Origin of the sequence: Sorangium sp. So ce375 (genome assembly GCF_051473855.1) — a bacterium.
GTDB lineage: Bacteria > Myxococcota_A > Polyangia > Polyangiales > Polyangiaceae > Sorangium.
Map to the genome: position 1 here is coordinate 3,272,113 of NZ_CP150335.1, position 26,258 is coordinate 3,298,370.

Consider the following 26,258-nt stretch of genomic DNA (forward strand, 5'->3'; position numbering starts at 1 on the left):
GATCATGGAGCGTCGGTATACGGGCTGGATCGGTCTTCCTGGCGGGCGCAGGGGCCGCGGCGAGGGCGCGCGGCGGCGTTCCCGCGCGGATCGCACGCCTGCGCGCGAACTGCACGGGCGCGCCAGGATCGCGCGGGTGCGCGCGGAGGTGGCCGGCCTCTTCGGAGACGCTGCGCGCGCCGCGCGCATCGAGCGCGATCTCGCCGCGATCCCCGGCGTCGTTTCGGCGCGGGCGAGCGCGCGCACCGGGCGGGTGCTCGTGCGCGTGCGGGAGGACGTGGCCGACGCGGCCGCGCTCGTCCTCGGCGTCAATGCCGTGCCCGGCGCCCCGCCGCCGCCGTCCGTGCGCCGCGCCGCGCGGGCCGTGCTCGAGGGCGTGGGCGCGCTCGTGCGCTCGGCGCGTCGCTCTGCGCACCCCCACGACGGCGAGGCGGGCGGGGACGCGCGCCGCGCGTGGCAGGCGAGGACCTGGGGCACCGAGGGGGCGCCGGCCGCGCAGCCCGGAGGCGAGAGCGCCCGCCGCGTCGACGTGGTGCTCTGCGCCCACGCGGAGGACCCGGGCGAGGTCGCCCGCTCGCTCGGCGTCGACCCGCGCGGAGGCCTCTCTGCCGCCGAGGCGCGCCGCCGCCTCCGCGAGCTCGGCCCGAACGAGCTCGCGGGCGTCGCGACCCGCTCGTCGATCGAGATCCTCGCCGGGCAGCTCTTCACGGTGCCGACCGCGATGCTCCTCGGCGCGGCGGGCCTGTCGCTCGCGCTCGGCGACCTCATCGACGCGGGCGCCGTCCTCCTCGTCGTCGGCGCGAACGCCGCGATCGGCACGTACACCGAGTCGCGCGCCGAGGAGCTCCTGCACGCCTGGGGTGAGCTCCGCGTCGGGTGGGCGCGCGTCGTGCGCGACGGGCGCGAGCAGCGGCTCGCCGCGTCGGAGCTCGTGCCGGGCGACGTGCTCGCGCTGCGCGCCGGCGAGCCCGTCGCGGCCGACGCGCGCGTCGTCGACGCGAGCGGGCTCGCCGCCGACGAGAGCACGCTGACCGGCGAGAGCGAGCCCGCCGAGAAGGACGCCGCGAGGGTCGACGGGGGAGCGCCCCTCGCCGAGCGCCGGAGCATGGTGTACGCGGGCACGACGATCGCGTCGGGCGAGGGGGCGGCGGTGGTCGTCGCGACGGGCCGGTGGACCGCGCTCGGGGACATCCAGCGCGCGCTCTCCCGCGAGTCCGAGCGCACCCCGCCGATCGAGCAGGAGCTCGCGTGGATCGGCCGGCGCCTCGCGACCTTCGCGCTCGCGAGCTCGTCGGCGGTGATGGTCGTCGGCCTGGCGCGCCGGAGGCCGCTCCGCGCGCTCCTGCGGAGCTCCGTCGCGCTCGGCGTCGCCGCCATCCCCGAGGGGTTCCCCACCGTGGGCACCACGGCGCTCGCGCTCGCGAGCCGCCGCCTGCGCGGCTCCGGCATCGTGATCCGCCGCCTCGCCGCGGCCGAGACGCTCGGCGCGGTGAGCGTCGTCTGCGCGGACAAGACCGGCACGCTCACCGAGAACCGGATGCAGGTCGCCGAGATCTTCCTCCCCGGCGAGGGCGCGCTGCGGGTCGAGCGCGCCCCGCGCCAGGGCCGCGGCGCGGGGCAGCGGAGCGGCATCGCGCTCATCGGCGAGGATGGGCGCGAGGTCGACGCCGCCGCCCCGCGCGTCCACGCGCTCGCGCGCATCGCCGCGCTCAACGCCGACGTCGAGCTGAGCGAGGCGGGCAAGGTCGTCCAGGGCAGCGGCACCGAGCGCGCCCTCGTGGAGTTCGCGCTCGCCGCCGGCTACCCCGTGTCGGCGCGGCGCCTCACGGCGCGGCGCGTGAGCGAGGCGCGCCGCTCGGCCGAGCGCGCGTTCATGGTGACGGTCCACGACCACCCGGAGCTCGGGCACATCGAGCTCGTGAAGGGCGCGCCCGAGCAGGTCGTCGCGCGCTGCGACGTTCCAGGCGTCGATGCGCACGACGAGGTGCTGCGGCACAACGACGCGATGGCCTCGCGGGGGCTGCGCGTGCTCGCGCTCGCGTGGCGGCAGAACGGCCGGCCGGACAACGACGCGCCGCTCGAGCTCGCAGGCCTGGTCGGCCTCCGCGACCCGCCGCGCTCCGGCGTGCGGGAGGCGCTCGCGGCCCTCTCTGGCGCGGGCATCCGCACCCTGATGCTCACGGGTGATCAGGAGCGCACCGCCCGCGCGATCGGCGTCGAGCTCGGCATCTCGCCGGACGCCGTGCACAGCCGGGTCACCCCGGAGGCCAAGCTCGACATCGTGCGCGCGCTCCAGCAGCGCGGCGCGATCGTGGCGATGACGGGCGACGGCGTGAACGACGGGCCCGCGCTCAAGGCGGCCGACGTCGGCGTGGCGATGGGCAAGCGCGGCACGGACATCGCGCGGGCCGTGGCCGACGTCGTCCTCGCCGAGGACGACCTGCCGAGCCTCACCGAGGCGGTCTGCGAGGGGCGGCGGCTGCACGACAACGTCCGCCGGGCGATCGCGTATTTCACCGCGACGAACGCGAGCGAGGTCCTCGCGATGCTGGCCGGCGCCCTCTGCGGCGCCTCGCCGCTCACGCCGCTGCAGCTGCTCTGGATCAACCTGCTCACCGACGTGGCGCCGGCGCTCGCGCTCGCGCTCGAGCCGCCCGAGCCCGGGATCATGCGGCGCCCGCCGCGCGACCCCGCGGCGCGGCTGCTCGGCACGGCCGACCTCCGCGCGCTCGGCGTGGACGCGGCCATGATGTCCGGCGCGTCGCTCTCGGCGTACGCGCTCGGCGATCGCCCTACCGCGGGGACGAGGGCGTTCACGGCGCTCGTGACCGCGCAGCTGCTCCACATCCTCGCTTGCCGCGCCGGCGCCGAGGATCGCGCTCCGGGCGCCGCGCTCCGCCGGGACAACCCGCACGTGGCCCGCGCGCTCGCCGTGACCTCCGCGCTCCAGGCGCTCGCGCTCGGCTCCCGCTCCCTCGGCCGCCTGCTCGGCGCGCGGCGCCTCCGGGCCGGGGAGCTCGCGCTCGCCGTGGGCGTGGGCGCGCTGCCCATGCTGCTCCGCGGCCCTCTGGGGCGCTCCGCAGGCGCTGGCCGCGAGATCGTGATCGTCAACGGCAGGCGCGCTGAAGCGAAAGCAGAAGCAGACGCGGAAGCTGAAGCAGAAGCAGCAACAGGCGCATCAGCGGAAGCAGAAGCGAGCGCAGAAGAAACCGAAGAGCGCGCAGACCAGGGTGCGGTGGCGGCCGCGGGACGCGCGCAAGGCGTGCGTCGCGCGCGCGTCGCCGGGCTGCGCAAGGGAGACATGGCACGATGAAGTTCCATCCACCGTCGTTCGCCCTGGGGGTCGGCGCCGCCGTCCTCCTGATGGGCAAGAAGCAGCACCTCCGGCCGGTGGTCGTCGAGATCGCGGCGCTCGGGCTACACCTGAGCAAGCTGGGCCTCGCCGTGATCGAGCGCCAGCGGGAGCACGTCGAGGATCTCTTCGCCGAGGTCGCCGAGCGGGTGCGGCAGAAGGCCACGGGCGGGGCGCGCGGCGAGCGGGCTGCGCACAAGAGCAACGGCGCTTCGGAGCTCTACGGCGAGCCGTCGTCATGAGGTTGCCGCCGGTCCTCGTCGTCCACGCCCTGGAGCGGCGCGTCCGCCTGCGCGCGCCGGCGCTGGCCGGCCATCGTCGTGTGTGCGAGCGGATTGCGGAGCAGCTCGCGGCCGAGCCCGCCTGCGAGGTCGTCTCGGTCCGTCCGAACACGGGCTCGGTCATCATCGAGCGCTCCGAGGGCGGGCTCGATCCGGAGCGGCTCCGCGCCCGGCTCGCCGGGCTGGTCGACGGGGCGTGCGACGACGACGGCCACCCGATCGGCGCGCCGCGGCCCGAGGGCCACCCTGGCCCGACGCGCGTCGCACGCGCCGTTGCGCACGCTTTTGCCGGGATCAACGCCGATGTGCGCGAGGCGATGGATTACCGCGCGGATCTGGGCACCATCTTGCCGGTCGTCTTCGCGGCGGCGGGGCTCGCGGAGGTTGGGGCGACGCGCAGGCTTCCTGTGCCGGCCTGGTTCAACCTGCTCTGGTGGTCGCTGCGGTGGTTCATGACGTTCAACCCCGGGGCGATCTCGGAGGAGCTGCACAGCGGTGGCGGCGCGCCGGGCCAGCCGGACCTCGCGGGCGAGGGGTCCGACGAGGCGGGGCCGATGTGCGACGATCTCTAGCGCGGGGCGCATCTTCCTCTGCTGCGAGCTCAGCCGCCTCGTTCGACTCGCTGGGGTGCACTTTCGTACGCCTTGCCCGCCCGGCTAGCGGTTGAGCCCGTATCACGCGAACCTTGCACCCCGCGCTGGAGCGGCTGCCGGGGCGGGCTACCCCGCGCCCTGGCGCAGCGCGCCGACCATGTAGATGCCGTCCATCACGATGAGCAGGGCGCCGGCGAGGCCCTGAGTCCAGCGCGGATTCAGGCGCGCGTTTCACCACCTCGGCGAGCGCGACCGCGATCAGCGTGCTCAGCACGAGGGCGGCGGACGCGCCGACGAAGTCGGCGCGCGGCGGCGCGCACGGAGGGCTGAGAGCGTGGAACGAGGGCATTCCGGCGGCGGGGCCAGGATTCTCGGCGTTCGCCTCGCTTCGGACATCTCGTTGCGGTTGCGGCGCGCGCGTGTCGGAGCGCTTTCGAGCTGGTGGCGCCTTCCGTCGACCCCGACGTAAAGCGGCGATGTCTCACGATGGCTCGGGAATAGATTGAACCTTGGTGGCTGGGCGCGTACCTTCTTGGTCCGGATCGTAAGCCCCGGAAGCAGAGGGGAACACGTTGATGGTGCGACTGCAATTCCCGGTGTGGCTAGGCCTAACTATTGCATCGCTCGCCGTGTCTCCTGGCTGTAGCTGTGGCAGTCCTGACGTGACCGTGGCTGGGCCCGGGTCGGGGGGTGAGGGTCTCGGGGGTGGTGGCGGGGCTGGGGCGGGCGATCCTGTGGCTTCGGCGGGCGGGGGTGGGGCAGGTGGGCGGCCCGAGGTCGGAGATCGGAGCGTCGCTGCGAGCGATATGGTCAGCGCGGGCAAGGTCGTGAGGAGTCCGAGCTATCGCATGGTCTTCACGCTCGGTCAGCCGACGCAGAATCAGGGAAAGACGACCTCACCGAGTTACCGCATGCAGGGCGGTCTGGTCGGGGCGAACGGGAGCTTGCCATGAACGGGTTGGGACGGAGTGTCCTCGCGATAGGTGTTCTTCTCGCCGCCTCCGTCGGCCTCGTGGGCAGCGCGGCCGCCGCCGTGCCGATGCAGATCTCGCATCAGGGGCGGCTCTTCACGGCCAATGGCGAGCCGGTCAATGACGTCCTCTCGGTGACGTTCGCCATCTATGCCGCCGAGGACGACGCGGAGCCTCTCTGGAGCGAGGTGATCGCGCTCTCGTTCGATGAGGGCTATTTCTCCACGGTGCTTGATTTCACCGAGGAGCAGGCCGCGAAGGTCTTTGACGGCTCGGCTCGCTACCTCGGAATCACTGTCGGGGACGATCGTGAGATGGAGCCTCGCGCCTCGATAGGGAGCGTCCCGTATGCGATGGTCGCGAACAACGCTGTTGGTGAGATCACGCCGAAGCTGGTGAAGATCGGCGGCAGGGTCGTCATCGACGAGAGCGGCAACTGGGTGGGCGACTCGAGCGGAATCGCGGGGCCGACAGGGCCTCGGGGGCCGACGGGGCCCGAGGGGCCGGCGGGGCCCGAGGGGCCGGCGGGGCCTGAGGGGCCGGCGGGGGCTCAGGGGTCGACGGGACCTCAGGGGCAGGCGGGGCCCGAAGGGCCGACGGGGCCCATGGGGCCCGCGGGGCCGGCTGGTGTGCCCGGTGACAGAGGGCCGACGGGGCCCGAGGGACCGACGGGGCCCGAGGGACCGACGGGGCCCGAAGGGCCGACGGGGCCTCAGGGCCCGATGGGGCCCGAGGGGATGCCGGGGCTGGCTGGCGTGCCGGGCGAGATGGGGCCCGAAGGGCCGACGGGGCCCGAGGGGCCGACAGGGCCGGAGGGCCCGACAGGGCCTCAGGGGCCGACAGGGCCGGAGGGCCCGACAGGGCCTCAGGGGCCGACGGGTGTACTCGCGACGATCGCGATCGCGGGCAACGTTGCCAACAACTTCGGGGTCATCTCCGCCTATGCCTTTGTGGGGCCTCCGGCGATGGTGACCATCACCGGGGCAGGCCAGCGTGTGACCGGCTCGGCCTCTGCCGTGCTCGGGCTGCCGTCGTCGAGCACCAGCCCGCAGCTCGCCGCCGTTGGTCTTTGTTACCAGCGCGCCGGCGGCATGGGCGAGATAGTCAATTTCTTCGGATCCGGCTTTACGAACCACTTCTTCACGTCGGTCCGGGCCACCTACTCAGTCTCCGCCACGATCGCGCTTGGCGAGGGATCGTGGAATGTCGGCATGTGCGTCCGCAATGAGGGGCCCAACACGATCCAGGGGGCGACCGCGACGTCTGCAGGCAGCATGGTGAACGGCTGGTTCATCGTCACGCGCGACTGAGGGCCAGCTCCGCCGTCCAGGTTGCCGAGTCCATCTCTGCTCTCGCGAAGGCAGCAGGCCCCTGCGGGGTTATCCTTCGCGAAGAGTGGAGAGAGCCGTTGTTCGTTCAGAACAAAGGCGGAGGCCGGCTGCGGGGGTGTCCGTTGCGGGGCGCCGAGAGATCCGTTGTTTGCTCCATCTCTGCTCTGGCGAAGGCAGCTGGCCCCCTGCGGGGTTATCCTTCGCGAGGAGTGGAGAGAGCCGTAGTTCGTTCAGAACTAAGGCGGAGGCCGGGCAGCTCGGCACAACTCCCGAGCCACCCGACCCCTCTCCGCGCCGCCCGTGTCAGCGCAGCGCCACCGGGCTCCGCGCGAGGTACTCGTCGTAAGACAGGGTCCGCAGATCCTCGATGTTCTTCGCGCGCATCGCCCCGATGACCGCCCGCGCGAGCTGGAGGTCCGTGAGGAGCGGGATGTTCGCGTCGACCGCGCGCCGCCGGATCAGATAGCCGTCCGGACGGCCGAGCTGGTCGTACTCGCGGGGGATGTTGATCACGAGATCCACCTTCCCCTGCTCGATGGCGCTCATCGCCGTCTCCCCCTCGTCGGGCTGCTTCGCGAGGCTCGTGCACGCGAGCCCGAGCGCCCGGAGCGCCTCGGCCGTGCCCGGCGTCGCGAAGATGGGGAGCTTCAGGTGCTCGGCGATGACGCGCGCCTCGTCGGCGAACCAGTACTTGTCCTCAAGCGGCCCGAGCGAGAGCAGCACGCCCTTCTTCGGGAACCGGAAGCCGGTCGCGAGCAGCGAGTGCAGCAGCGCCTCGTGCATGTCGTCGCCGAAGCAGCCGACCTCGCCGGTGCTCGCCATCTCCACGCCGAGCATCGGATCGGCCCCCACGAGGCGCGAGAACGAGAACATCGGCGCCTTCACGCCGACGTAATCGAGGTCGAGCCCGCGGTTCTCGACCGGCTGCGACACGCCGAGCATCCTGCGCATCGCCTCCCGGACGAAGTTGTTCCCCGTGACCTTCGATACGAAGGGGAAGCTCCGCGACGCGCGCAGGTTGCACTCGATCACCTTGACCGTGTTGTGCTTGGCCAAGAACTGCATGTTGAACGGCCCGGTGATCGAGAGCGACCGCGCCACCTGCTGGGCGATCTGCTTGATCCTGCGGATCGTCGCGATGTAGAGCGACTGCGGGGGCAGGACGAGCGTCGCGTCGCCGCTGTGGACGCCGGCGTTCTCGATGTGCTCGCTGATGGCCCAGAGGATGATCTCCCCGCGATCGGCGACCGCGTCGATCTCCACCTCGCGGGCGTGGGTCTCGAACTTGGAGACGACGACGGGGTAGGCGGGGGAGACGGCCTTGGCCCGGGCGAGGATGCGATCGAGCTCGTTGGGCTCGTGCGCCACGCTCATGGCCGCGCCGCTCAGCACGTAGCTCGGGCGCACGAGGACGGGGAAGCCGCCGAGCTTGTTCACGATCTCGCCCGCCTGGGCCGCGTCGACGACGTGCGCCCACCGCGGCTGATCGATCTCCAGCCGGTCGAGCAGATCGCTGAACTTCTTCCGGTCCTCGGCGGTGTCGATGCTCCCCGGGCTCGTGCCGAGGATGCGCGCCCCCGCCTCGTGCAGCCGGAGCGCCAGGTTGTTCGGGACCTGCCCGCCCATGCTGACCACGATGCCGTACGGCTGCTCCCGCTCGTAGATGTCGAGCACCGTCTCGAAGCTGATCTCGTCGAAGACCAGCTTGTCGCACGTGTCGTAGTCGGTGCTGACCGTCTCCGGGTTGTAGTTCAGCATCATGGTCTCGTAGCCGAGCTCCGAGGCCGCGCGGATCGCGTTGACGCAGCACCAGTCGAACTCGACGCTCGATCCGATGCGGTAGGCGCCGGAGCCGAGCACCATGATCTTCTTCCGCCAGGACGGCGCGACGTCCGTGGCCGACGCGTGGTAGCTCGAATAGAGGTAGTTCGTCTCGGCGGGGAACTCGGCCGCGAGCGTGTCGATCTGGGCGAGGTGCGGCACGACGCCGTGCCGCTTCCTGGCCTCCCGGATCGAGCCCCGCGGCGCGCCCGTCAGCGTGCCGATCATCCGGTCGCTGAAGCCGAGCTGCTTCGCCTCCCGGAGGGTCGCCTCATCGAACGCGGGCTCCTGCGCGGCCGCTGCCTTGTCGGCCTGCGCCGGCACGGCGACCTTGAGCGTCTTCAGGTCCCGGTGCATCCGCACGATCGGCTCGATCTGGTTCAAGAACCACCGGTCGATCTTCGTGAGGTTGTGGATCTCGTCGACCGATATCCCCTCCTGGAGCGCGCGGGCCACGGCGAAGATCCGGAGCGGCGTCGCGTTCTGCAGCTCGTCGCGGAGGTCCTTGAAGGTGAACGCGTCGGGGTCGAGCCCCTTCACCCCGATGTCGAGCATGCGGAGCGCCTTCTGGATGACCTCGGGGAACGTCCTGCCGATGGCCATGACCTCGCCGACGCTCTTCATCTCGCTGCCGATCCGCATCGAGGCGCCGCGGAACTTGCCGAGATCCCAGCGAGGGACCTTGCAGACGAGGTAGTCGAGCGCCGGCTCGAAGAACGCCGTCGTCCTGCGGGTGATCGCGTTGGCGATCTCCGGCATGGTGTAGCCGACGGCGATCTTCGCGGCGACGTAGGCGAGCGGGTAGCCCGTCGCCTTGCTCGCGAGGGCGCTCGACCTGGAGAGGCGCGCGTTCACCTCGATGACGCGGTAATCGGCGCTGTGCGGGTCGAGCGCGTACTGGATGTTGCACTCGCCCACGATGCCGAGGTGGCGGATCGTCTTCAGCGCGACCGAGCGGAGGAGCTGGTACTCCTCGTCGTTCAGCGTCTGCGACGGGGCGACGACGATCGACTCCCCGGTATGGATCCCCATCGGGTCGAGGTTCTCCATGTTGCAGACGGTGATGCAGTTGTCGCGCCCGTCGCGGACGACCTCGTACTCGATCTCCTTCCAGCCGCGGAGGCACTCCTCGACGAGCACCTGGGGCACGCCGCCGGCGAAGCCGCGGCGCACGGCGTCATCGAGGTCGCGCTCGCTCTCGACGATGCCGCTGCCCTTGCCGCCGAGCGCGTAGCCGCCGCGGAGCATCACGGGGAACCCGATCTCGCGCGCCGCGGCCATGGCCTCGGCAGGCGAGCGGCAGGCGCGGCTGCGGGCCGTCTTCACGCCGATCTCGTCGAGGCGCTCGATGAAGAGCCGGCGGTCCTCGGTGTCGCGGATCGCCTTGATCGGCGTGCCGAGCACCCGCACGCCGTACTTGTCGAGGATGCCGGAGTCGTGGAGCTCGAGGCCGCAGTTGAGCGCCGTCTGCCCGCCGAAGGAGAGGGCGATCGCGTCGACCTCCTCCTTGACGATGATCCGCTCGACGAACTCCGGGGTGACCGCGCAGAGGTGGATGCGGTCGGCGAGCCCCTCGCTCGTCTGGATGGTGGCGATGTTGGGGTTCACGAGGACGGTGGCGATCCCCTCCTCCTTGAGGGCCTTGATCGCCTGCGATCCGGAGTAATCGAACTCGCCGGCCTGACCGATCTGGAGAGCGCCGGAGCCGAGCACGAGGACGCGCCGGGGTTTCTTGGGGAGATAGGCGCCGTACATGGCTCAGCTCCTTCCTGCGGTGGGGGTGGAGCGGGGATCCGCGGCAGCGGTCCCAGCGGTCTTGAGTCGTGAATCGGAGGACCCCTTCATCGCGCCGCAGAGGCGGAGGAAGTCGTCGAACAGGTAGCCTGCGTCCTCGGGCCCGGGCGTCGCCTCGGGGTGGAACTGGACGCTGAAGAAGGGCCGGAGCCGCGAGCGGATGCCCTCGTTGGTGCCGTCGTTGATGTTGACGAACCAGGGCTCCCACTCGGCGGGGAGCGACTCGTGCTTCACCGCGTACCCGTGGTTCTGGCTCGTGACGTAACAGCGGCGGCTCAGGAGGTCCTGCACCGGCTGGTTCACGCCGCGGTGGCCGTACGGCAGCTTGAAGGTGTCGCCGCCGGCGGCCAGCGCGAGGATCTGGTTGCCGAGGCAGATGCCGAAGATCGGCTTATTGTAGGTGCCGAGCAGGCCGCGCACCGCGGCGACCAGCTGGCCGAGGTCCTTGGGGTCGCCCGGGCCGTTGCCGATGAGGATGCCGTCGGCGCTCTCGGCGAGCTCGGCGATGGGCGCGTGGTAGGGCGCGCGGATGACCGTGACCCCGCGCCGCAGGAGCGAGCGGACGATGTTGTCCTTCGCGCCCGCGTCGATGAGGAGCACCTTCAAGGGGCCGCCCTCGTAGGTGATCGGCTCGCGGGGGGCCACGAGGCGGAACACCTCCTCGCGCATGTCCACGGCCTCGGCCGAGCGCTTCACCCGCTCCAGGTCCATCTCGGCGGGGAACAGCCAGCCCTTCATCGTCCCGACCTCCCGGAGCCGCCGCGTCAGCGTGCGGGTGTCGATCCCCGTGATCGCCGGGATGCCCTCGCTGGCGAGCCAGGCGCCGAGCGAGCGGACCGCGGCGTGGTGGCTGTAGCGCTCCACGTAGCTCTGGACCACGAGCCCCTGCACCTGGATGCGGTCGGCCTCGTAGGGCCCGTCGACGCTGCCAGCTCTCCGTGGCGCGGGCACGCCGTAGCTGCCCACGAGCGGGTACGTGATCGTGAGGATCTGGCCTCTGTACGAGGGATCCGTGAGCGTCTCGACGTACCCCGTCATGCCGGTGTTGAAGACGACCTCGCCGCTTACCGCGCGCGGGGCGCCGAAGCACCGGCCCATCATGGTCGTGCCGTCTTCGAGTACGAGCTTCATCCGATTCGCATCCATCCTCTTTGACCGCCTGGGCCGCCGCGGCGCGGACCCTTACGCAGGAGGGGCCGTGAGCGCATGCAGCGCCGTGGGCCCATGGGGTACCAGGTCCGCGCGCACGCCGCGCGGCGGGCCGGCATCATGCTCGAGGCGGGGCGTCCAAGCACCCCTGCTCGTCGGGGCCGGTCCCTCCGGCGCTCCGTCGAGGTGGGCAGGGCGCCTGGCGTCCCGTTCTTCCTCATGCCGGGGACGCCCATTTGCCGTCCCCTCGCTCCACGTCAACCACGAACTTGCGGCCGAGCTTTCCCGGCCGCTTTCGGGGCGCTTTTGCGGCCCGGCCGGGGCGCGCCGGTCTGCTCAGAGGACGCGCGCGCGCTCGAGGTAGGCCTGCTCGAGGACGAGCACGTCCATCTTGGTCCGGAGGAAGCAGTCGAGCGCTTCCTTTGGAGTGCAAACGATCGGCTCGCTCGCATTGAACGAGGTGTTCAGGAGGACGGGCGTGCCGGTCAGCCGGCCGAACTCGCTGAGGAGCGCGTGGTAGCGCGGGTTCTCCTGGGCGGTCACCGTCTGGAGGCGGCCCGTGCCGTCGACGTGGGTCACGGCGGGGATCTCGGCGCGGCGCTCGGGCTTGATCTTGTAGACCTTGACCATGAACGGGTCCGGCGAGGTCTGCTCGAAGTAGTCGCCTACACGCTCGAGGGGGAGCGCCGGCGCGAAGGGGCGGAACGTCTCGCGGCGCTTGATCCGCTCGTTCATGACGTCCTTGATGTCCGCCCGCCGCGGGTCGCACAGGATGCTGCGGTTGCCGAGCGCGCGAGGGCCGTACTCCATCCGCCCCTGGAACCAGCCGACCACCTTGCCGTCGCCGATCGCCCGGGCGACGCGGGGGATCAGGTCCTCGTCGGGGAGCGTCTCGAACGCGACCTGCTCCTTGCGGAGCAGCTCGTCGATGGCCTCCTGCGAGAAGGCCGGGCCGAAGTAGCTGTGCGTCTGGTGGAAGCCGCGCGGGTTGTCGAGCTTGTGGTGGTGGACGTAGAGCGCCGCCCCGAACGACGTGCCCGCGTCGCCGGCCGCGGGCTGGATGAAGACGTCGTCGAAGAGCCCCTTCGGCCGGATCTTCCCGGCGGCCACGCCGTTGTAGGCGCAGCCGCCCGCGAGCGCGAGGCGCGGCGCGCCGGTGAGGTGCTTCGCCGTCGCGAGCAGCTCGAAGTAGACCTCCTCGAACGCCGCCTGCGTCGAGGCGGCGACCGCCATGAAGCGGTCTTCCATCCGGCTCTTCGGGCTGCGCGCGGGGCCGAGCAGATCGATCAAGCGCTCGGAGTGGATGGTGCCGTAGCGGGGCTCGCCCTCCCAGGTCATCGCGATGCCCTTCGTGTGGTGCTGGAAGTACTCGAGCCCGAGCTCGAACGCCCCGTCCTTGACGCGCACCACCTGCCGGAGCTTGTCGAGCAGATCCGGCTGGCCGTAGGCCGACAGGCCCATGACCTTGTATTCGTCGCCGAACTTGGGGAAGCCGAGGTACTGCGTCAGGCTCGAGTAGAACAGCCCGAGCGAGTGGGGGAAGCCGACGTGCCGGAGGATCTCCAGCTTGTTGCCGCGGCCGTGCGCCCACATCGTGCTGACGAAGTCGCCGAAGCCGTCGATGGACACGACCGCCGCCTCGTCGAAGCCCGAGGGGAAGAACGCCGAGGCGAGGTGCGCGCGGTGGTGCTCGACGTTGTGCGATGCAGCGCGGATGCGCTTCGGGTCGACGCCGAGCGCGGCGCCGAGGTGCACCTTCGGGTCGCTCGCGCCGAGCGAGCCCTTGAGGAGCCCTGCCGGCGAGCGCCGGGTCAGCGCGTAGAGGAGCTTGTCGCCGAGGTGCGCCCGCGTGTCGCGGCTGATCGCGATGTGATCGATGTCCTCGACCCGCGCGCCGGCGGCGCCGAGGCAGTACTCGACCGCGAGCCGCGGGAAGCCCGCGCAGTGTTTGACCCTGCTGAACCGCTCCTCCTCGGCCGCCGCGACGAGCTGTCCGTCGACGAGCAGCGCGGCCGACGCATCGCCGTGGTAGGCGTTGATCCCGAGGATGAGCATGGTCCCGCCATCTTCCGGCGCTCCTCCGCGAGGGTCAAGGCGAGCCCTCCGCGCGAGCGGGGCCAGATGGCGCGGGGGTTCGTGACGTAAATTCGCCAGCCGCGTGGCGACGCGTCCCGCGGTGGCAATGCCGCCTGCTGCGGGGCAATGCGCGGCGCGCGGTCAGATCTCCGCGAGGCGGATCGCCTCGAGGCGATCGCCTTCGTCGATGCGCTCCCGATCGGCGGGCACGAGGACGAGCGCGTCGGCCTCGGCGAAGCTCGTGACGGCGCCCGACGCCTGGTTCGCGGCGATGCGGGCGACGAGCTCGCCGCTGGAGACGTCGAGGCGGGCGCGGAGGAACTCGGCGCGTCCGGTCTGGCGCCTGAGCGCGCCGTCCGCGCGGACGATCACGCGGGGCGGCCGCGGCGCCGCGTCGCCCTGGAGCGCGCGGAGCAGCGGGACGCCGAAGAGGACGAAGGTGAGCGAGGCCGAGGCCGGGTTGCCCGGCAGCCCGAGCACGTGGACGACGCCGCACCGCGAGAGCTCGGCGCGCCCCACCGCGAGCGGCTTGCCCGGCTTGATGGCGACGCGCCAGAAATCGAGCGCCACGCCGGCGGCCTCGAGGGCAGGCCGGACGACGTCGTGGTCGCCGACGCTCACGCCCCCGACCGTCACCACGAGATCGGAGCCGCGCAGCGCCGTCGACACCGCCTCGGCGGCGCGCGCCGCGTCGTCGGGGACGAACGGCGCGACGCGGACCGCCGCGCCCGCCGCGCGCGCGGTCGCGGCGACGAAGTACCCGTTCGACTCCGGGATCGTCCCGGCGGCGCCGGGCGAGCCGGGCGCGCGGAGCTCGTCGCCGGAGCACATCACCGTGACCACGGGGCGGCGCGCGACGAGGACGCTCGGGCGATCGAGCGCGGCCGCGAGCGCCACCTTCCCCGGCGTGAGCCGCGCCCCTCTGCGCAGCGGGACGGCCCCCTCCGCGAGGTCGGCGCCCCGGCGGCGCACCCACGCGCCGGCGCGCGGCGCTTCCCGCAAGGTGATCTCGTCGCCGCTGCGCGCTGCGTCCTCCTGCGGCGCGATCGCGTCGGCGCCGGGCGGCAGCCGCGCGCCGGTGAAGATCCGGCACGCCGTGCCCGGCTGGAGCGCTGGCAGCGCGCGGCCGGCCGCGCTCTCGCCGCGGACGGGCAGCCTGAAGGGCCCGCTGCCCGCGAAATCGGCGGAGGAGACGGCGTACCCGTCCATCGCGCTGTAATCGAAGGCGGGCATCGCGTCGGCGGCCGCGATGTCCTCGGCGAGCACGCGTCCTGCTGCGTCGTCGAGCGACACCCGCTCGGGGCCGACGGGCACAGCGGCCGCGAGCAGCCGATCGAGCGCCTCTTCGAAGGGGATCATCCGCGCTGCTCCTCGCCCTGCCTGGGCTGTGCGTGCCGGTGGTGGTGGCCGCCCTTGCCGGACGCCAGCGCGACCGCGTGCGAAAGGACGGGGCCGATGATCTGCGTGACGGCGAGCTCGACCGCCTTCGGGCTGCCGGGCAGCGCGATCACCACGAGCCCTCGCGCGACGCCCGCGGCGGCGCGCGACAGGATCGCGTTCGGCCCGATGGCGTCCCAGCTGAGGCGCCGGAACGCCTCGCCGAAGCCGTCGAGCGTCTTCTCGAAGAGCGGCGCGAGCGCCTCGAGGGTCCTGTCGCGCGGGGCGATGCCGGTCCCGCCGGTGGTGACGATCGCGTCGGCCGAGCCTGCGTCCGCGATCTGCTCGATCGCCGCGCGCAGGAGCTCGGGCTCCTCGCGCACGACGGCGTGGGATGTCACGGAGAAGCCGGCGCTCTTCAGGAGCTCGCCGAGGAGCTGTCCGCCCTCGTCATCGCCGAGGGTGCGGGTGTCACTGAGCGTCAGCGTGGCGACGCGCACGGGGGAGCGGCTCATGCGGCAGGTGTACGCCCGTCCCCCGCCGTTGGCGAACTCTTGACGACACCGGCGCGACGCCGCGGCGGACTTCGGGCGAGCGCGCTGGCGCGCTGGAGAATCGGGCGCGCGGGCGGCATCGCTGCGTCCCTGGCGCCCGCGCCCGTCCAGCGAGCCGTCCGGCGCGAGCCGCGCGGCCGTGTCGCCCCGACGTCATCGACGGCGGATGGCTTTCGTCTCGTCGCTGCGCTAGGGGAGCGGCGTGTCCGGCCCTCTGATCCCTTACATCGAGCTCCCCGAGATCCCGCTCGCTTTCCTGGAGCACATCCCGCTCGTGGGGCAGCTCATCGATCCGGCGAAGCCGCCCTCGATCAAGCCGTTCGGCACGCTGGTGGCGATCGGCGTCTACATCGGCGCCATCGTCGCCACGCGGCACGCTCGAGAGCGGCGTCTGGACGAGAAGAAGATGAGCGAGTTCATCTTCTGGGTCGTGGCGGCCGGGTTCATCGGCGGGCACGTCCTCGACGCGGTCTTCTATCACCCGCAGCGGGTCGCTCGCGATCCTCTCTACCTGTTCGCGCTCTGGGACGGCCTGTCGAGCTTCGGCGGCTTCACCGGCGCGCTGATCGGCGCCGTCTCCTGGCGCTTTTATCGTCGCGAGCGGATCCTTCCCTACTGCGAGGTCGTCAACAGCGCGTTTCCGCTCGCGTGGGTCTTCGGTCGCGCGGGCTGCGCGTCGGTCCACGATCATCCGGGCCGCATTTCCGACGCGTGGTTCGCGGTCCGATATCCGCTCGGTACGGGATACGTCGGCCGGTTCGATCTCGGCCTCTATGAGTGTCTGCTCGCGATCCCGCTCGCGATCGCGTTCGCGGTGCTCTGGCGCCGGAACCCCCATCGTCCGCTCGGGTTCTACACCGGGATCATGTGCACCGCGTACGCTCCGGTGCGCTTCGGGCTCGATTTCCTGCGCGAGCGGGAGGGCACGGTCCTCGGCGGCGATCCGCGCTACGGTGGTCTCACTCCGGCGCAGTGGGCCTGCTTTGGTCTGCTCGCAATCGGGCTGTATTTCCTGCGCATGGCAGCGCGCGGCGAGCCATCGAACGCCGGGGTGGGCTCGCTGGGGGGCGCTCCGCGCGTCGCGGACGACGAGGACGACGGCACGTCCGACGAGGACGACGAGGGCGACGCGACCGAGGAGCCTCGGGCCTCCCGCGCCCGGACCGAACGGTGATCTCGTGCCTGGGCACCTCGGACCGGTCGTGTCGGATGTCGACAGATCCACGCGGCGCGATGCCGTCCTGAGCTGGCCGGCGGCGGACCGCCCGGCCTTCCTGCGCGCCGGGCTTCCCCGGGGCGGGTCTGGCGACGCCCGCCTCTGACGGAGCGCGCGCGCCGCGGGGCTCCTGGTCCTCTGGACCGGCGCTCCCGGTCCTCCGACCGGCGACTCGCGTGAGGGGTGTGAGGGGCGTAAGGAGCCGGGACAGCTCCTTCCGGGCCTGCATTTGGCTCGCCCGCCCGTGGCGGGTCCCTTGACGCGCCAGGGGCGCTAGATATCGTGGGGTGGAGTTTGCACCAGAGGGTCGGCCCGCCGACCTTCGCTCGATTGAGCTCGGTCGCTCCTTCCGCCGACGGAGGGGTCGATCGAGGCGCGCTCGTGAGAGGCTCCGTATCATCGACATCGATCACGGAGCGAGTGGACCAAATAAGAGGGAACGCAGGGGCCAACCCCAGGTTTTTCTACAATGGCTGAAGATTCGCGTAAGTTGTTCGTGGCGGGCTTGCCCGACTCCATCACCGAAGACGTTTTGCGGCAGCTCTTCGAGGCCACCGGCGGCAACGTCGTCGAGGTCAGTCTTCCGAAAGATCGCGCGACGGGTCGTCCGCGCGGGTTCGGCTTCGTCACGCTCTCGACGACCGGCGAAGCCAACGCCGCGCGCGAGTCGCTCGACGGTTCATTCCAGGGCGGCAAGTCCATCTCGGTCCGCCCCTTCCAGGCCGAGCCGCCGCGGCGCGAGGGGCGCCCGATGGGCCCCGGTGGCGGCCCTGGCGGTCCCGGTGGCCCAGGCGCTGGTGGCGGCATGGGCGGCGGGCCTGCTGCAGCGCCGGATCGGACCCTCTACGTCGGCAATCTCCCCTACGACGCGAGCGTCGAAGAGGTCGAGGGGCTCATCGGCTCGACGGGCGCGGGGCCGGTGGTGCGGGTCCACCTCCCCATGGACCCTGACGGTCGGAAGCGCGGGTTCGGCTTCGTGACGATGGCGAGCGCCGAGGCGGCGCGCGCCGCGATCGATGCGCTGCGCGGCGTGGACGTGCGCGGCCGGCGGCTCGTCGTCAACCTCGCCCACCCGAAGGGCGAGCGGCCTGCGCGCGAGGAGCGTCCGGGCGGCTTCGGCGGCGGCGGTGGTGGCTTCGCCGGTGGCGGCGGTGGTGGCTTCGCCGGTGGTGGCGGCGGCTTCGGCGGCGGCGGCGGGGGCTTCGGCGGTGGCGGTGGCGGCGCTCCTCCGCCGCCTGCGCGCAAGACCTTCGACGATCGACGGCGGCGCGGCGGCCATGACGGCGACGGTCCTCCCGGCGGCGGCGGTGGCGGCGGCGGTGGCGCCGGTGGCGGCCGGCGCAGCAACAACAAGAACTGGGATCGCGGCCGCACCGGTGACGACTGGGACGACGAATGAGCGCTCCCGGTTGACATCTGCACCGTTTCTCGTAGGGTAGCGCCCTCCAGACGGGCGGTCGGGCGTCGCTGATCCGGCATATGTCCTCTGGTGCCCCCCGCCGGTTGCGGTGCTAGCGCTTCCCGTGCTGCCCGTACCTAGGTTCAACCAGGGCCGCCTGTGGAAGCAGGCCGGCCCTGTCTTCGGAGACCTCCGATGCGCGACATCATCAAGCTGACGTGCGGCAACTGCGGCCGCGCGAACTACCACACGACGAAGAACAAGCGGACGATGACGGACAAGTTCGTCATCAAGAAGTTCTGCCCGACCGAGCGCAAGCACACCGAGCACAAAGAAGGCAAGATCTCGAAGGGCTAGGCCACGCTGCACTGCTGGCAGCTGCCGCCGGGCCCGCGGTTGCGGGTCTCGGGTCGGGCAGCTGCGCCCTCGCAGTGCTCGGCTTAGCCTTGTTCCTTTTTTTAGGACGGAGCGATGATCTTCGACTGGCTCTACGGCCTGTTCTCGAACGATCTCGCGATCGACCTCGGCACTGCCACCACCCTCATCTACGTGAAGGGCAAGGGGATCGTGTCATGCGAGCCCTCTGTGGTCGCCGTCCAGCGCGATGCTCGCGGCGGCAAGAAGGTGCTCGCCGTCGGCCGCGAGGCGAAGGAGATGCTCGGCCGTACCCCCGGCAACATCCAGGCGGTGCGACCGCTGCGTGACGGCGTCATCGCCGACTTCGAGATCACCGAGGCGATGCTTCGGTATTTCATCGCGCGCGCACACAACCGCCGCACGCTCGTCAAGCCGCGCATCATCATCTGCGTCCCGTTCGGCATCACCGAGGTCGAGAAGCGGGCGGTGAAGGAGAGCGCCGAGGGCGCCGGCGCGCGCGAGGTCTACCTGATCGAGGAGCCCATGGCTGCGGCCATCGGCGCCGGGCTGCCGATCACCGAGCCGAGCGGCAACATGGTCGTCGACATCGGCGGCGGCACGACCGAGGTCGCCGTGATCTCCCTCGCCGGCATCGTCTACTCGCAGAGCGTGCGCGTCGGCGGCGACAAGATGGACGAGTCGATCATGGCCTACATGAAGCGCAAGTACAACATGGCCATCGGCGAGCAGACCGCGGAGCGCATCAAGATCACGATCGGCAACGCGTACCCGCTCGAGCAGCAGCTCACGATGGAGGTCAAGGGGCGCGACATGGTCGCGGGCATCCCCAAGACGGTCGTCGTGAACTCCGACGAGATTCGCGACTCGCTGAGCGAGCCGACGAACGCCATCGTGGACGCCGTGCTCATCGCGCTCGAGCGCACGCCGCCCGAGCTGGCGGCCGACATCGTCGACAAGGGCATCGTGCTCACCGGCGGCGGCTCGCTGCTCAAGAACCTCGACGTGCTCCTCCGCGAGGAGACGGGGTTGCCGGTGATGGTGTGCGACGATCCGATCAGCGCCGTGGTCCTCGGCAGCGGCAAGGCGCTGGATCACCTCGAGCTCTTGAAAGAGGTCACGATCAGCTGAGGGTCGTCTTCGTGTCCCGCCCGTGAGCTCGCCGGCGGGGCTGTCTGCGGCGCGCGGCGAGCCGCCCCGCGCCGGGGTGGGCGCCGCGCGCGGCGTCGAGAGGGGTGGCCTCGCGGGGCACCTCGTACTACCTGGGTCCGGGAGCCACGGTGAACCTCAAACGCTACCGCGACTTCGTGATCGTGCTGCTGGCGCTCGCGGTGCCGTTCTGGTTCCTGCGGGCCAGCATGCGCGACCCCAAGCAGAACACGGGGGCCGACAGGATCATCATCGGCATCGCGGCGCCGATCCAATACGCGACCGCGACGCTGGCGCGCGGGCTCTCGAACCTCTGGGGCGACTACATCTACCTGGTCGACGTCAAGGAGGACAACGCCAGGCAGGCCTCGCAGATCGCTCGCCTCCGGGAGCGGGTGCGGAAGCTCGAGGCGCTCGAGGAGGAGAACCGCCGCCTGCGCAGGCTGCTCGACCTGCGCCAGAGCCTCCGGACCGACGTGGTGAGCGCCCAGGTCGTCGGCAAGAGCACCAACGACTTCTTCCGCGTGGTTAGCGTGACGCTCGATCGCGAGGCGCGGGACATCGGCTCCAACCTGCCGGTCCTCTCCGCGGACGGCGTGGTCGGCACGACGCTCAAGAGCGCCGGCGACACGGTCGGTGTGCGGCTCGTCGTCGACGCGGGCAGCGGCGTCGACGTGGTGGTCGAGCGCACCGGCGCGCGCGGCTTCGTCCGCGGTACGGGCGACGAGAGCAAGTACTCCTGCAGCGTCGAGTACGTGCAGCGCACCGACGAGATCGAGGTCGGCGATCTCCTCGTGACGAGCGGCGTCGGCCGGCGTTTCCCGAAGGGGATCCCGGTAGGGACCGTGACGCAGGTCGTCCGCCGCGATTTCGGCATCTACCAGCAGGTGTACGTCGCGCCGGCGGTCGACTTCTCCCGGCTGGAAGAGGTGCTCATCGTGACGACGACGCCGTCGGAGGAGACGCCCCCCCAGGCGCAGCGGAGGTGACGCGATGAGAAACTCCGCGTTCCTGGCGATGGGGGCCGGCCTGCTCATCCTCCAGTCGAACCTGTTCCGGCTGATCGGGAAGCTGAACATCCCGGGCTCCACGCCGAGCCTGCTCCTGCCGCTCGTCGTGTTCATGGGGGTGCACGAGTACTCGATCGCGCGGGGCGCCGCGCTCGCGTTCCTGCTCGGGTACCTGCTCGATCTCTTCACCGGCGCGCCGGTCGGCCTATTCACCTTCATCACCGTCGCGACCTTCGTCGTGTCGCGTGCGGCCGGCGTGCGGCTCGCCGCGCAGACGCTCCTCACGAAGATCGCGCTGGCCTTCGTCTTCGGACTCGTCGAGGGGGTGCTCATCGTGATCCTCACCGCCATCTTCGGGGGCGACGCGGCGCGCCCCCGCGCGCTCGCCTTGCTCGTCGCGCCGCACGCGGTCTCGACGGCGCTCTTCGCGCCGTTCGTCTTCCGGCTGGCCGAGCGCGTGCACCAGGCGACGATCAACGTCCCGCGGCCAGGGGAGAGCCCGCGGTGAGCCTGCTCGTCCAGCGCTCCGACGTGAGCGAGTTCCGCCGGCGCTTCCGGTGGATCGCGCTCGGCATGGTCGTCGGCTTCATGGTGCTCCTCGGGCGCCTGTTCTACCTGCAGATCCTCGAGGTCGACGAGAACAAGGCCATCGCTCGCGAGAACATCGTGCGGCGCGTGACGCTCGCGACCACGCGCGGGATCATCCGGGATCGGAACGGCAAGGTGCTCGCGGCGAGCCGGCCGTCGTACAACGTCTACGTCGTCCCGCGGCGCCTCGACATGGAGACGATCTGGCCGAAGCTCGTCGAGTACCTCGGCGTCGGGATCGAGGAGCGCGCGAGGCTGGAGGCGTTGATCACCTCGATCCGCGCCGACGAGGGCCCGCGCAAGAACCAGCAGATCCTGCTCAAGGAGGACGTCTCGCGCGACGTCGTGGCGACCTTGGCGACGCACGACGCCGAGCTGCCCGGGGTCGACGTGGTGCCGGTCCCGGTGCGCTACTACCCGTACGAGGAGGTCGGCTCGCACGTCCTCGGCTACATGGCCGAGGTGGACGCCGAGCGGCTCGCGTCGCTCCGCAGCGTCGGCTACATCGAGGGCGACCGCATCGGCGTCACCGGCATCGAGCGCGCCTGGGAGAGCTACCTGCGCGGCACGCGCGGCTGGGAGAAGGTGCTGGTCGACGCCAAGGGGCGGCGCAGGACGGGCGGCGACGGGATCATCGAGGAGCCGCGGCGGGTGGATCCGATCCCCGGGCGCGATCTCCGGCTGACGCTCGACGCCGACATCCAGAAGGCGATCGACAAGGCGATGCGCGGCGAGCTGGCCGGCGGCGTCGCGGTCATCGACGTGCGCACCGGGCGGATCCTCGGGCTGTACTCGAAGCCGGGCTACAATCCGAACGCGCTCTCCGGCGGCTCGGGGAAGCAGGTCATCCGCGACGCGTTCCGGCGGCTCTACTCCGATCCGCTGAAGCCGGCCCTCGACAAGACGCTGTCGGGGGCGTACCCGCCCGGCTCCACCTTCAAGCCGTTCACCGCGCTGGCGGCGCTCGAGAAGGGGCTCATCGATCCGCGTCAGTCCTCGCGGTGCCGGGGCGCGCTCACGTTCGGCAAGCGCACCTTCCGGTGCACACACGTGCACGGACCGGTCGCGATGCAGAAGGCGATCGCCGAGTCGTGCAACGTCTACTTCTACCGGCTCGCGGCGGAGTACGGCGTCGGCATGGACGTCATCGCGGAGATGGGCCAGCGCTACGGGCTCGGCGCGCGGACCGGGCTCGGCATCAACGCCGAGGCGGGCGGCAGGATGCCGACCCGGGCGTGGATGACGCTGCGGAACAAGGGGCAGTTCCGCCTCGGGTTCGGCCTGAACGCGGCGATCGGCCAAGGGGCGACGACGGTGACCGTGCTCCAGCTCGCGCTCGCGTACGCGGCGCTCGCGAACGGGGGCACGCTGTACCAGCCGCAGATCGTGCGGGCCGTCGAGACGAGCGCCGGCACGGTCGTCCAGGAGTTCACGCCGCGTGTGCGCCGCCAGATCGACATCCGGCCGGAGAACCTCTCCCTCGTGCATCGGGCGATGGTCGCCGGCGTGAACGAGGAGGGCGGCACGGCGTTCAAGGCGCGCGTCGCGGGCGTGGAGATGGCGGGCAAGACGGGGACGGCGCAGGTCTCGCACCGGCTCACGCGCGGCGTCGAGGCCGAGCGGGTCTGGTACTTCAACCGCGAGCACGCCTGGTTCGCCGGCTACGCGCCGGCGCGCTCGCCCGAGGTCGCCGTGGTCGTGCTCGTCGAGCACGGCGGCACGGGCGGTAAGCACGCGGCGCCGGTCGCCTTCGAGGTCGTCCGCGCGTACCAGGAGCTCGCGAAGGAGCGTCGCGGCGGCCCGAACGAGGGGCCGCGCGCGGGCAAGAACAGCGCGGGCCGCGCGCCCGCCGCGTCGGGGCGCACGCCATGATCCGGGGTGACTCTCTCTCCTCGCGCGATCGCGATCATTTCGACTGGCCGCTCTTCATCGCCGCGGTGTCCATCGCGGTGCTCGGCGTCGTCAACCTCTACAGCGCGACGAGCGTCTACTCCGGGGCGCGCGCGGAGCTCTACATCAGCCAGGTGTACTGGCTGTTCATGGGCGGCATCATCGGCGGCGTGCTGATCGCGCTCGACTACCGGCACCTGGAGCGCCTCGGCTACGTGCTCTACACGTTCGGCGTCTTCTCGCTGGCGCTCGTCTTCGTCCTCGCGCGCGACGTGCGCGGCTCCGCCCGGTGGATCGAGTTCGGCGCGTTCCGGTTCCAGCCCAGCGAGTTCATGAAGGTGTTCCTGGTCATCGCGCTGGCGAAGTTCCTGCACGACGATCCGCGCAACGAGGGCCGCACCCTGCGCGATCTGGCGATCCCGGCGGCGCTGACCGCGGTCCCTGCGCTGCTCGTGCTCAAGCAGCCCGATCTCGGGACGGCGCTCATCCTCGTGTTCGTCTTCCTGACGATCGCGACGGTCACGCGCGTGCGGTGGAGGAGCGCCGCGCTGTTCGTCGTGTCCATCGCGGTGGCGATCCCGATCGTCTGGGAGTACGTGCTGCTCCCCTACCAGCGCGATCGCGTGCTCGTGTTCCTCCACCCCGAGGAAGATCTCCTGCACCGTGGCTGGCACGCCCACCACTCGCGCGTCGCGATCGGCAACGGCGGTCTGTTCGGCACCGGGTACCTGCGGGGCACCCAGAACCAGTTCCTCTTCCTGCCGGATCAGTTCACGGACTTCCCGTTCCCCGTCTTCGCCGAGGAGTGGGGGTTCGTCGGGTGCATGCTCCTCGTGTGCCTCTATGCGTTCCTGGTCGTGTGGGGGATCCGCATCGCCTCGATGGCGAAGGATCGCTTCGGCGCGGTGCTCGGCGTCGGCTGCGCGGCGATCATCTTCTGGCACGCGGTCATCAACCTCGGCATGACGTCGGGCGTGCTCCCGGTCGTCGGTGTCACGCTGCCCCTGTTCTCGTACGGCGGCTCGAGCGTGACCACGGTGATGGTGGCGATCGCGCTCCTCATGAGCGTCTCGATGCGCCGCTACTCCGGCGTCGCCTCGCTCGATCGGCTGTGAGGGCGCGCATGCCCCGCCGTGTCAAATCGCGCTTTCGGCGAGCCGCGTCTCGATGACGAACGCGAAGGCCTTGAGCGCGTCGCGCTCCGTGATCTCGCCGCCGGTGCGCGCTCTCCGGACCGCGGCGCGAAAGCCGAGGTAGCGGCGCCCGTCCAGGCCGAGCAGCGCCGGCACCGTCGCGGGGTCGCGCGCCGTCTCGCTCGATCCAGCGAGCTCCGCCGCCTTGTCGAAGATCCCCGACACGAGCGCCTCGCAGCGCTCGAGCGCCACGGCATACCGCTCCGCGGCGATGGCCGCCTCGATCTCCGCGATCGCCTCCCGCTCGGCGGTCGGCCAGAGCGCCACGAACGAGAGGCCCGGCTGCGCTAGGTGCCTCGTCGCCGCGGACGGACCGTCCGCTCGCGCGGTCGCCGGGGCGTCCGCAGGCGTGGCCAGCCTCCGGGCAGCGGGCCGCAGCGATGCAGGGAGCCCGCGGCTCGCCGGATCCCTGACGCCAGCGCTGCGCGGCGCGATCTCGACGCCCGGCGCGCCGGCCGTGCCGGGCGCGGCCGCGCCCTCGCTCGGATCGCCGATCGTCGAGTTCGGGGGCATCGTCGACCACGGCTTGCTGGGCGGCGCGAGCCGCGAGATCACCGCGTCGAGCGGCGCGGACGGCGGCGGCGACGCGTCGCGCAGGGCGGTGGCGAGCCCGCCCTCGATGGCGTCGAACCCGCCCAGCCCGCTCCCCATCGCGTCGGGCAGGCGGCTCTCGAAGGCGCGCAGGACCGCGGCGCTGATCTCCTCGAGCCCCTCGTAGAGGCCGAGCCCCGTCTTCGCCGACGTGGCCAGCGAGAAGACGCGGGACGGGTTCAACATCGCGTCGAGCTCCGAGAGCGGCAGCAGATCGGGCAAATCGCGCTTGTTGTGCTGGAAAATGAGCGGGACCTGCTCGAGCGCCCGGCCCTGCTCGGCGAGGTTCTCGCGCAAGTTCTCCATGCTCTCGAGGTTGGCGTCGGCGCGGACGGCCTGCGAGTCGCTGACGAACACGATGCCGTCGGCGCCCGTGAGCACCAGCTTGCGGGTCGCGTTGAAGTAGACCTGCCCTGGCACCGTGAACAGCTGGAGCCGCACGTTCATCCCGCGCAGCTGCGGGAGCCGGACCGGCAAGAAGTCGAAGTAGAGCGTCCGGTCGACCGGCGTCGCCAGGGAGACGAGCTTGCCGCGGTACTCGGGCTTCGCCGTGGCGTGCAAGTACTCCAGCGTGGTCGTCTTGCCGCCCAGGCCGGGCCCGTAATAGACGATCTTGAATACGAGCTCGCGCGACAGTGGGTTCACCGACGCCATGGGCGGCGGTGACGATACACGAAAAGGCGATCGAGGGCGCCAGGGCGTGCGCGGGCGCGTGGAAGGCCGCCGCGCGCCCCGCGAGCCCGCCGGGGCGGCGCCGGGGGGCGGCGTTCACGGCGCTCCGTCAGCGGATCCCGACGAGCGGCTCGAACTTGTCCTTCTGGCCGATCTGAAGCATGAGCGCGACCTGGCCCCGCTGCGCCTGGAAATAATCGAGCCGCAGCCGGTGCGTCCCCTCGGTGAGCCGGGCCTCGCCGTCCACGGTCTTTGCGTTGTGGACACCATCGTTCGCGACCACGCGCTTGTCGTCGATGTAGAGGACCGCGCCGTCGTCCGAGGTGAGCCTGAGCTGGAACACGCCCTCTTGGGGCGCCTTGAACTCGCCCTCGAACCGGATGGCGAACCACTCGTTCTGCGTGAGCGCGCCGGGGAAGCCGCCGGAGAAGTCCTGCGACTTCACCTCGAACTTGTCCGTGTACAGCACCGCGAACGGCACGAACCCGTCGAAGGTCGGGAGCTTCTGGGTGTTCTCGGGGATCACGTACGCGAGCCCCCGGAACGCGCCGCCCTCCCCGTTGCCGAACGCGTTCGGGGCGGTGATGCGCGGCGCGTTGTTCGTGGGTAGGCGCCACTTCGGGGGCCTGCGACGCTCAGGCTCCGGGTCGGGCTTGGCCGGCTTGCGCGACCGGGAGGCCGTCTTGGCGGGAGGCGGGGGCGGCGGCGCGGCCTCTGCCGGCGTATTACCGCTCTGGATGGTGACATGGCAGCCGCTGAGGAGAGACGCGGCAAGCACGCACGAGGCGATGTGCGACGAGGTTCGGACCATGACGTCTCCTGAGAGGGAACGGACGGATCGGCCCGCCCCCACGTGATTGCGAGGATGGCGCTTAG

General features: G+C 71.5%; 19 protein-coding genes. 12 read left to right on the forward strand and 7 right to left on the reverse strand.

Annotation, left to right across the window (positions count from 1 at the left end; genetic code table 11):
* Positions 1 to 136: 136 nt before the first annotated feature.
* The 4 genes from WME90_RS12420 (at position 137) to WME90_RS12435 (ending at position 6,507) form a co-directional block, all read left to right on the forward strand.
* Positions 137 to 3,313, forward strand: a complete 3,177-nt coding sequence (locus WME90_RS12420) for an HAD-IC family P-type ATPase (protein ID WP_437281317.1) — start codon at positions 137 to 139, stop codon at positions 3,311 to 3,313.
* Positions 3,310 to 3,594: a hypothetical protein gene (locus WME90_RS12425; protein WP_437281318.1), complete on the forward strand. Its 285-nt coding sequence runs from the start codon at positions 3,310 to 3,312 to the stop codon at positions 3,592 to 3,594. The genes WME90_RS12420 and WME90_RS12425 overlap by 4 nt, the downstream gene beginning before the upstream one ends.
* Positions 3,591 to 4,205 (forward strand): HMA2 domain-containing protein, encoded by a 615-nt coding sequence (locus tag WME90_RS12430; RefSeq protein ID WP_437281319.1) that lies wholly within the window; start codon positions 3,591 to 3,593, stop codon positions 4,203 to 4,205. The genes WME90_RS12425 and WME90_RS12430 overlap by 4 nt, the downstream gene beginning before the upstream one ends.
* Positions 4,206 to 5,175: 970 nt before the next feature.
* Positions 5,176 to 6,507: a collagen-like protein gene (locus WME90_RS12435; protein WP_437281320.1), complete on the forward strand. Its 1,332-nt coding sequence runs from the start codon at positions 5,176 to 5,178 to the stop codon at positions 6,505 to 6,507.
* Between the two features lie 324 nt (positions 6,508 to 6,831).
* Here the strand turns inward: WME90_RS12435 and carB are convergent, their stop codons facing one another.
* The 5 genes from carB to WME90_RS12460 all read right to left on the reverse strand — a co-directional run bounded on the left by carB (position 6,832) and on the right by WME90_RS12460 (position 15,260).
* On the reverse strand, positions 6,832 to 10,104 hold the full coding sequence (gene carB / locus WME90_RS12440) for a carbamoyl-phosphate synthase (glutamine-hydrolyzing) large subunit (protein WP_437281321.1): 3,273 nt from the start codon (positions 10,102 to 10,104) through the stop codon (positions 6,832 to 6,834).
* Between the two features lie 3 nt (positions 10,105 to 10,107).
* The gene (gene carA, locus WME90_RS12445) at positions 10,108 to 11,274 is read right to left on the reverse strand and encodes a glutamine-hydrolyzing carbamoyl-phosphate synthase small subunit (protein WP_437281322.1); all 1,167 of its coding nucleotides are present in this window, start codon (positions 11,272 to 11,274) and stop codon (positions 10,108 to 10,110) included.
* A 354-nt stretch (positions 11,275 to 11,628) separates the two neighbouring features.
* A complete protein-coding gene (locus tag WME90_RS12450) occupies positions 11,629 to 13,347 on the reverse strand; it encodes a carbamoyltransferase family protein (RefSeq protein ID WP_437281323.1) in 1,719 nt (572 codons plus the stop codon).
* 162 nt (positions 13,348 to 13,509) lie between these two features.
* Positions 13,510 to 14,727 carry a molybdopterin molybdotransferase MoeA gene (locus tag WME90_RS12455; RefSeq protein WP_437281324.1) on the reverse strand — a complete coding sequence of 406 codons (1,218 nt, stop codon included), beginning with the start codon at positions 14,725 to 14,727 and terminating at the stop codon, positions 13,510 to 13,512.
* The gene (locus WME90_RS12460) at positions 14,724 to 15,260 is read right to left on the reverse strand and encodes a MogA/MoaB family molybdenum cofactor biosynthesis protein (protein ID WP_437281325.1); all 537 of its coding nucleotides are present in this window, start codon (positions 15,258 to 15,260) and stop codon (positions 14,724 to 14,726) included. The genes WME90_RS12455 and WME90_RS12460 overlap by 4 nt, the downstream gene beginning before the upstream one ends.
* Positions 15,261 to 15,501: 241 nt before the next feature.
* Here WME90_RS12460 and WME90_RS12465 point away from each other — a divergent pair, with 241 nt between their 5' ends.
* From WME90_RS12465 to rodA, 8 genes are all read left to right on the forward strand, one after another.
* Complete coding sequence (locus WME90_RS12465; protein WP_437281326.1) at positions 15,502 to 16,473, forward strand: prolipoprotein diacylglyceryl transferase; 972 nt, start codon at positions 15,502 to 15,504, stop codon at positions 16,471 to 16,473.
* A gap of 511 nt (positions 16,474 to 16,984) precedes the next feature.
* On the forward strand, positions 16,985 to 17,914 hold the full coding sequence (locus WME90_RS12470; protein WP_437281327.1) for an RNA recognition motif domain-containing protein: 930 nt from the start codon (positions 16,985 to 16,987) through the stop codon (positions 17,912 to 17,914).
* A 195-nt stretch (positions 17,915 to 18,109) separates the two neighbouring features.
* The gene (rpmG, locus tag WME90_RS12475) at positions 18,110 to 18,271 is read left to right on the forward strand and encodes a 50S ribosomal protein L33 (RefSeq protein WP_012235039.1); all 162 of its coding nucleotides are present in this window, start codon (positions 18,110 to 18,112) and stop codon (positions 18,269 to 18,271) included.
* A gap of 114 nt (positions 18,272 to 18,385) precedes the next feature.
* Positions 18,386 to 19,420, forward strand: coding sequence for a rod shape-determining protein (locus WME90_RS12480; protein ID WP_276598056.1), 1,035 nt, complete (start codon positions 18,386 to 18,388; stop codon positions 19,418 to 19,420).
* A 149-nt stretch (positions 19,421 to 19,569) separates the two neighbouring features.
* Complete coding sequence (gene mreC / locus WME90_RS12485) at positions 19,570 to 20,427, forward strand: rod shape-determining protein MreC (protein ID WP_437281328.1); 858 nt, start codon at positions 19,570 to 19,572, stop codon at positions 20,425 to 20,427.
* A gap of 4 nt (positions 20,428 to 20,431) precedes the next feature.
* Entirely contained in the window at positions 20,432 to 20,956 is a 525-nt protein-coding gene (locus tag WME90_RS12490; RefSeq protein ID WP_437281329.1) for a hypothetical protein, read from the forward strand.
* Positions 20,953 to 22,908, forward strand: coding sequence for a penicillin-binding protein 2 (gene mrdA, locus WME90_RS12495; protein WP_437281330.1), 1,956 nt, complete (start codon positions 20,953 to 20,955; stop codon positions 22,906 to 22,908). Before WME90_RS12490 ends, mrdA begins: the two co-directional genes overlap by 4 nt.
* Entirely contained in the window at positions 22,905 to 24,041 is a 1,137-nt protein-coding gene (rodA, locus tag WME90_RS12500; protein ID WP_437281331.1) for a rod shape-determining protein RodA, read from the forward strand. The genes mrdA and rodA overlap by 4 nt, the downstream gene beginning before the upstream one ends.
* Before the next feature lie 21 nt (positions 24,042 to 24,062).
* Here rodA and WME90_RS12505 read toward each other — a convergent pair whose 3' ends face one another.
* Positions 24,063 to 25,364 (reverse strand): GTP-binding protein, encoded by a 1,302-nt coding sequence (locus tag WME90_RS12505; protein ID WP_437281332.1) that lies wholly within the window; start codon positions 25,362 to 25,364, stop codon positions 24,063 to 24,065.
* Positions 25,365 to 25,491: 127 nt separating this feature from the next.
* Positions 25,492 to 26,193, reverse strand: coding sequence for a PA14 domain-containing protein (locus WME90_RS12510; RefSeq protein ID WP_437281333.1), 702 nt, complete (start codon positions 26,191 to 26,193; stop codon positions 25,492 to 25,494).
* Positions 26,194 to 26,258: the final 65 nt, after the last annotated feature.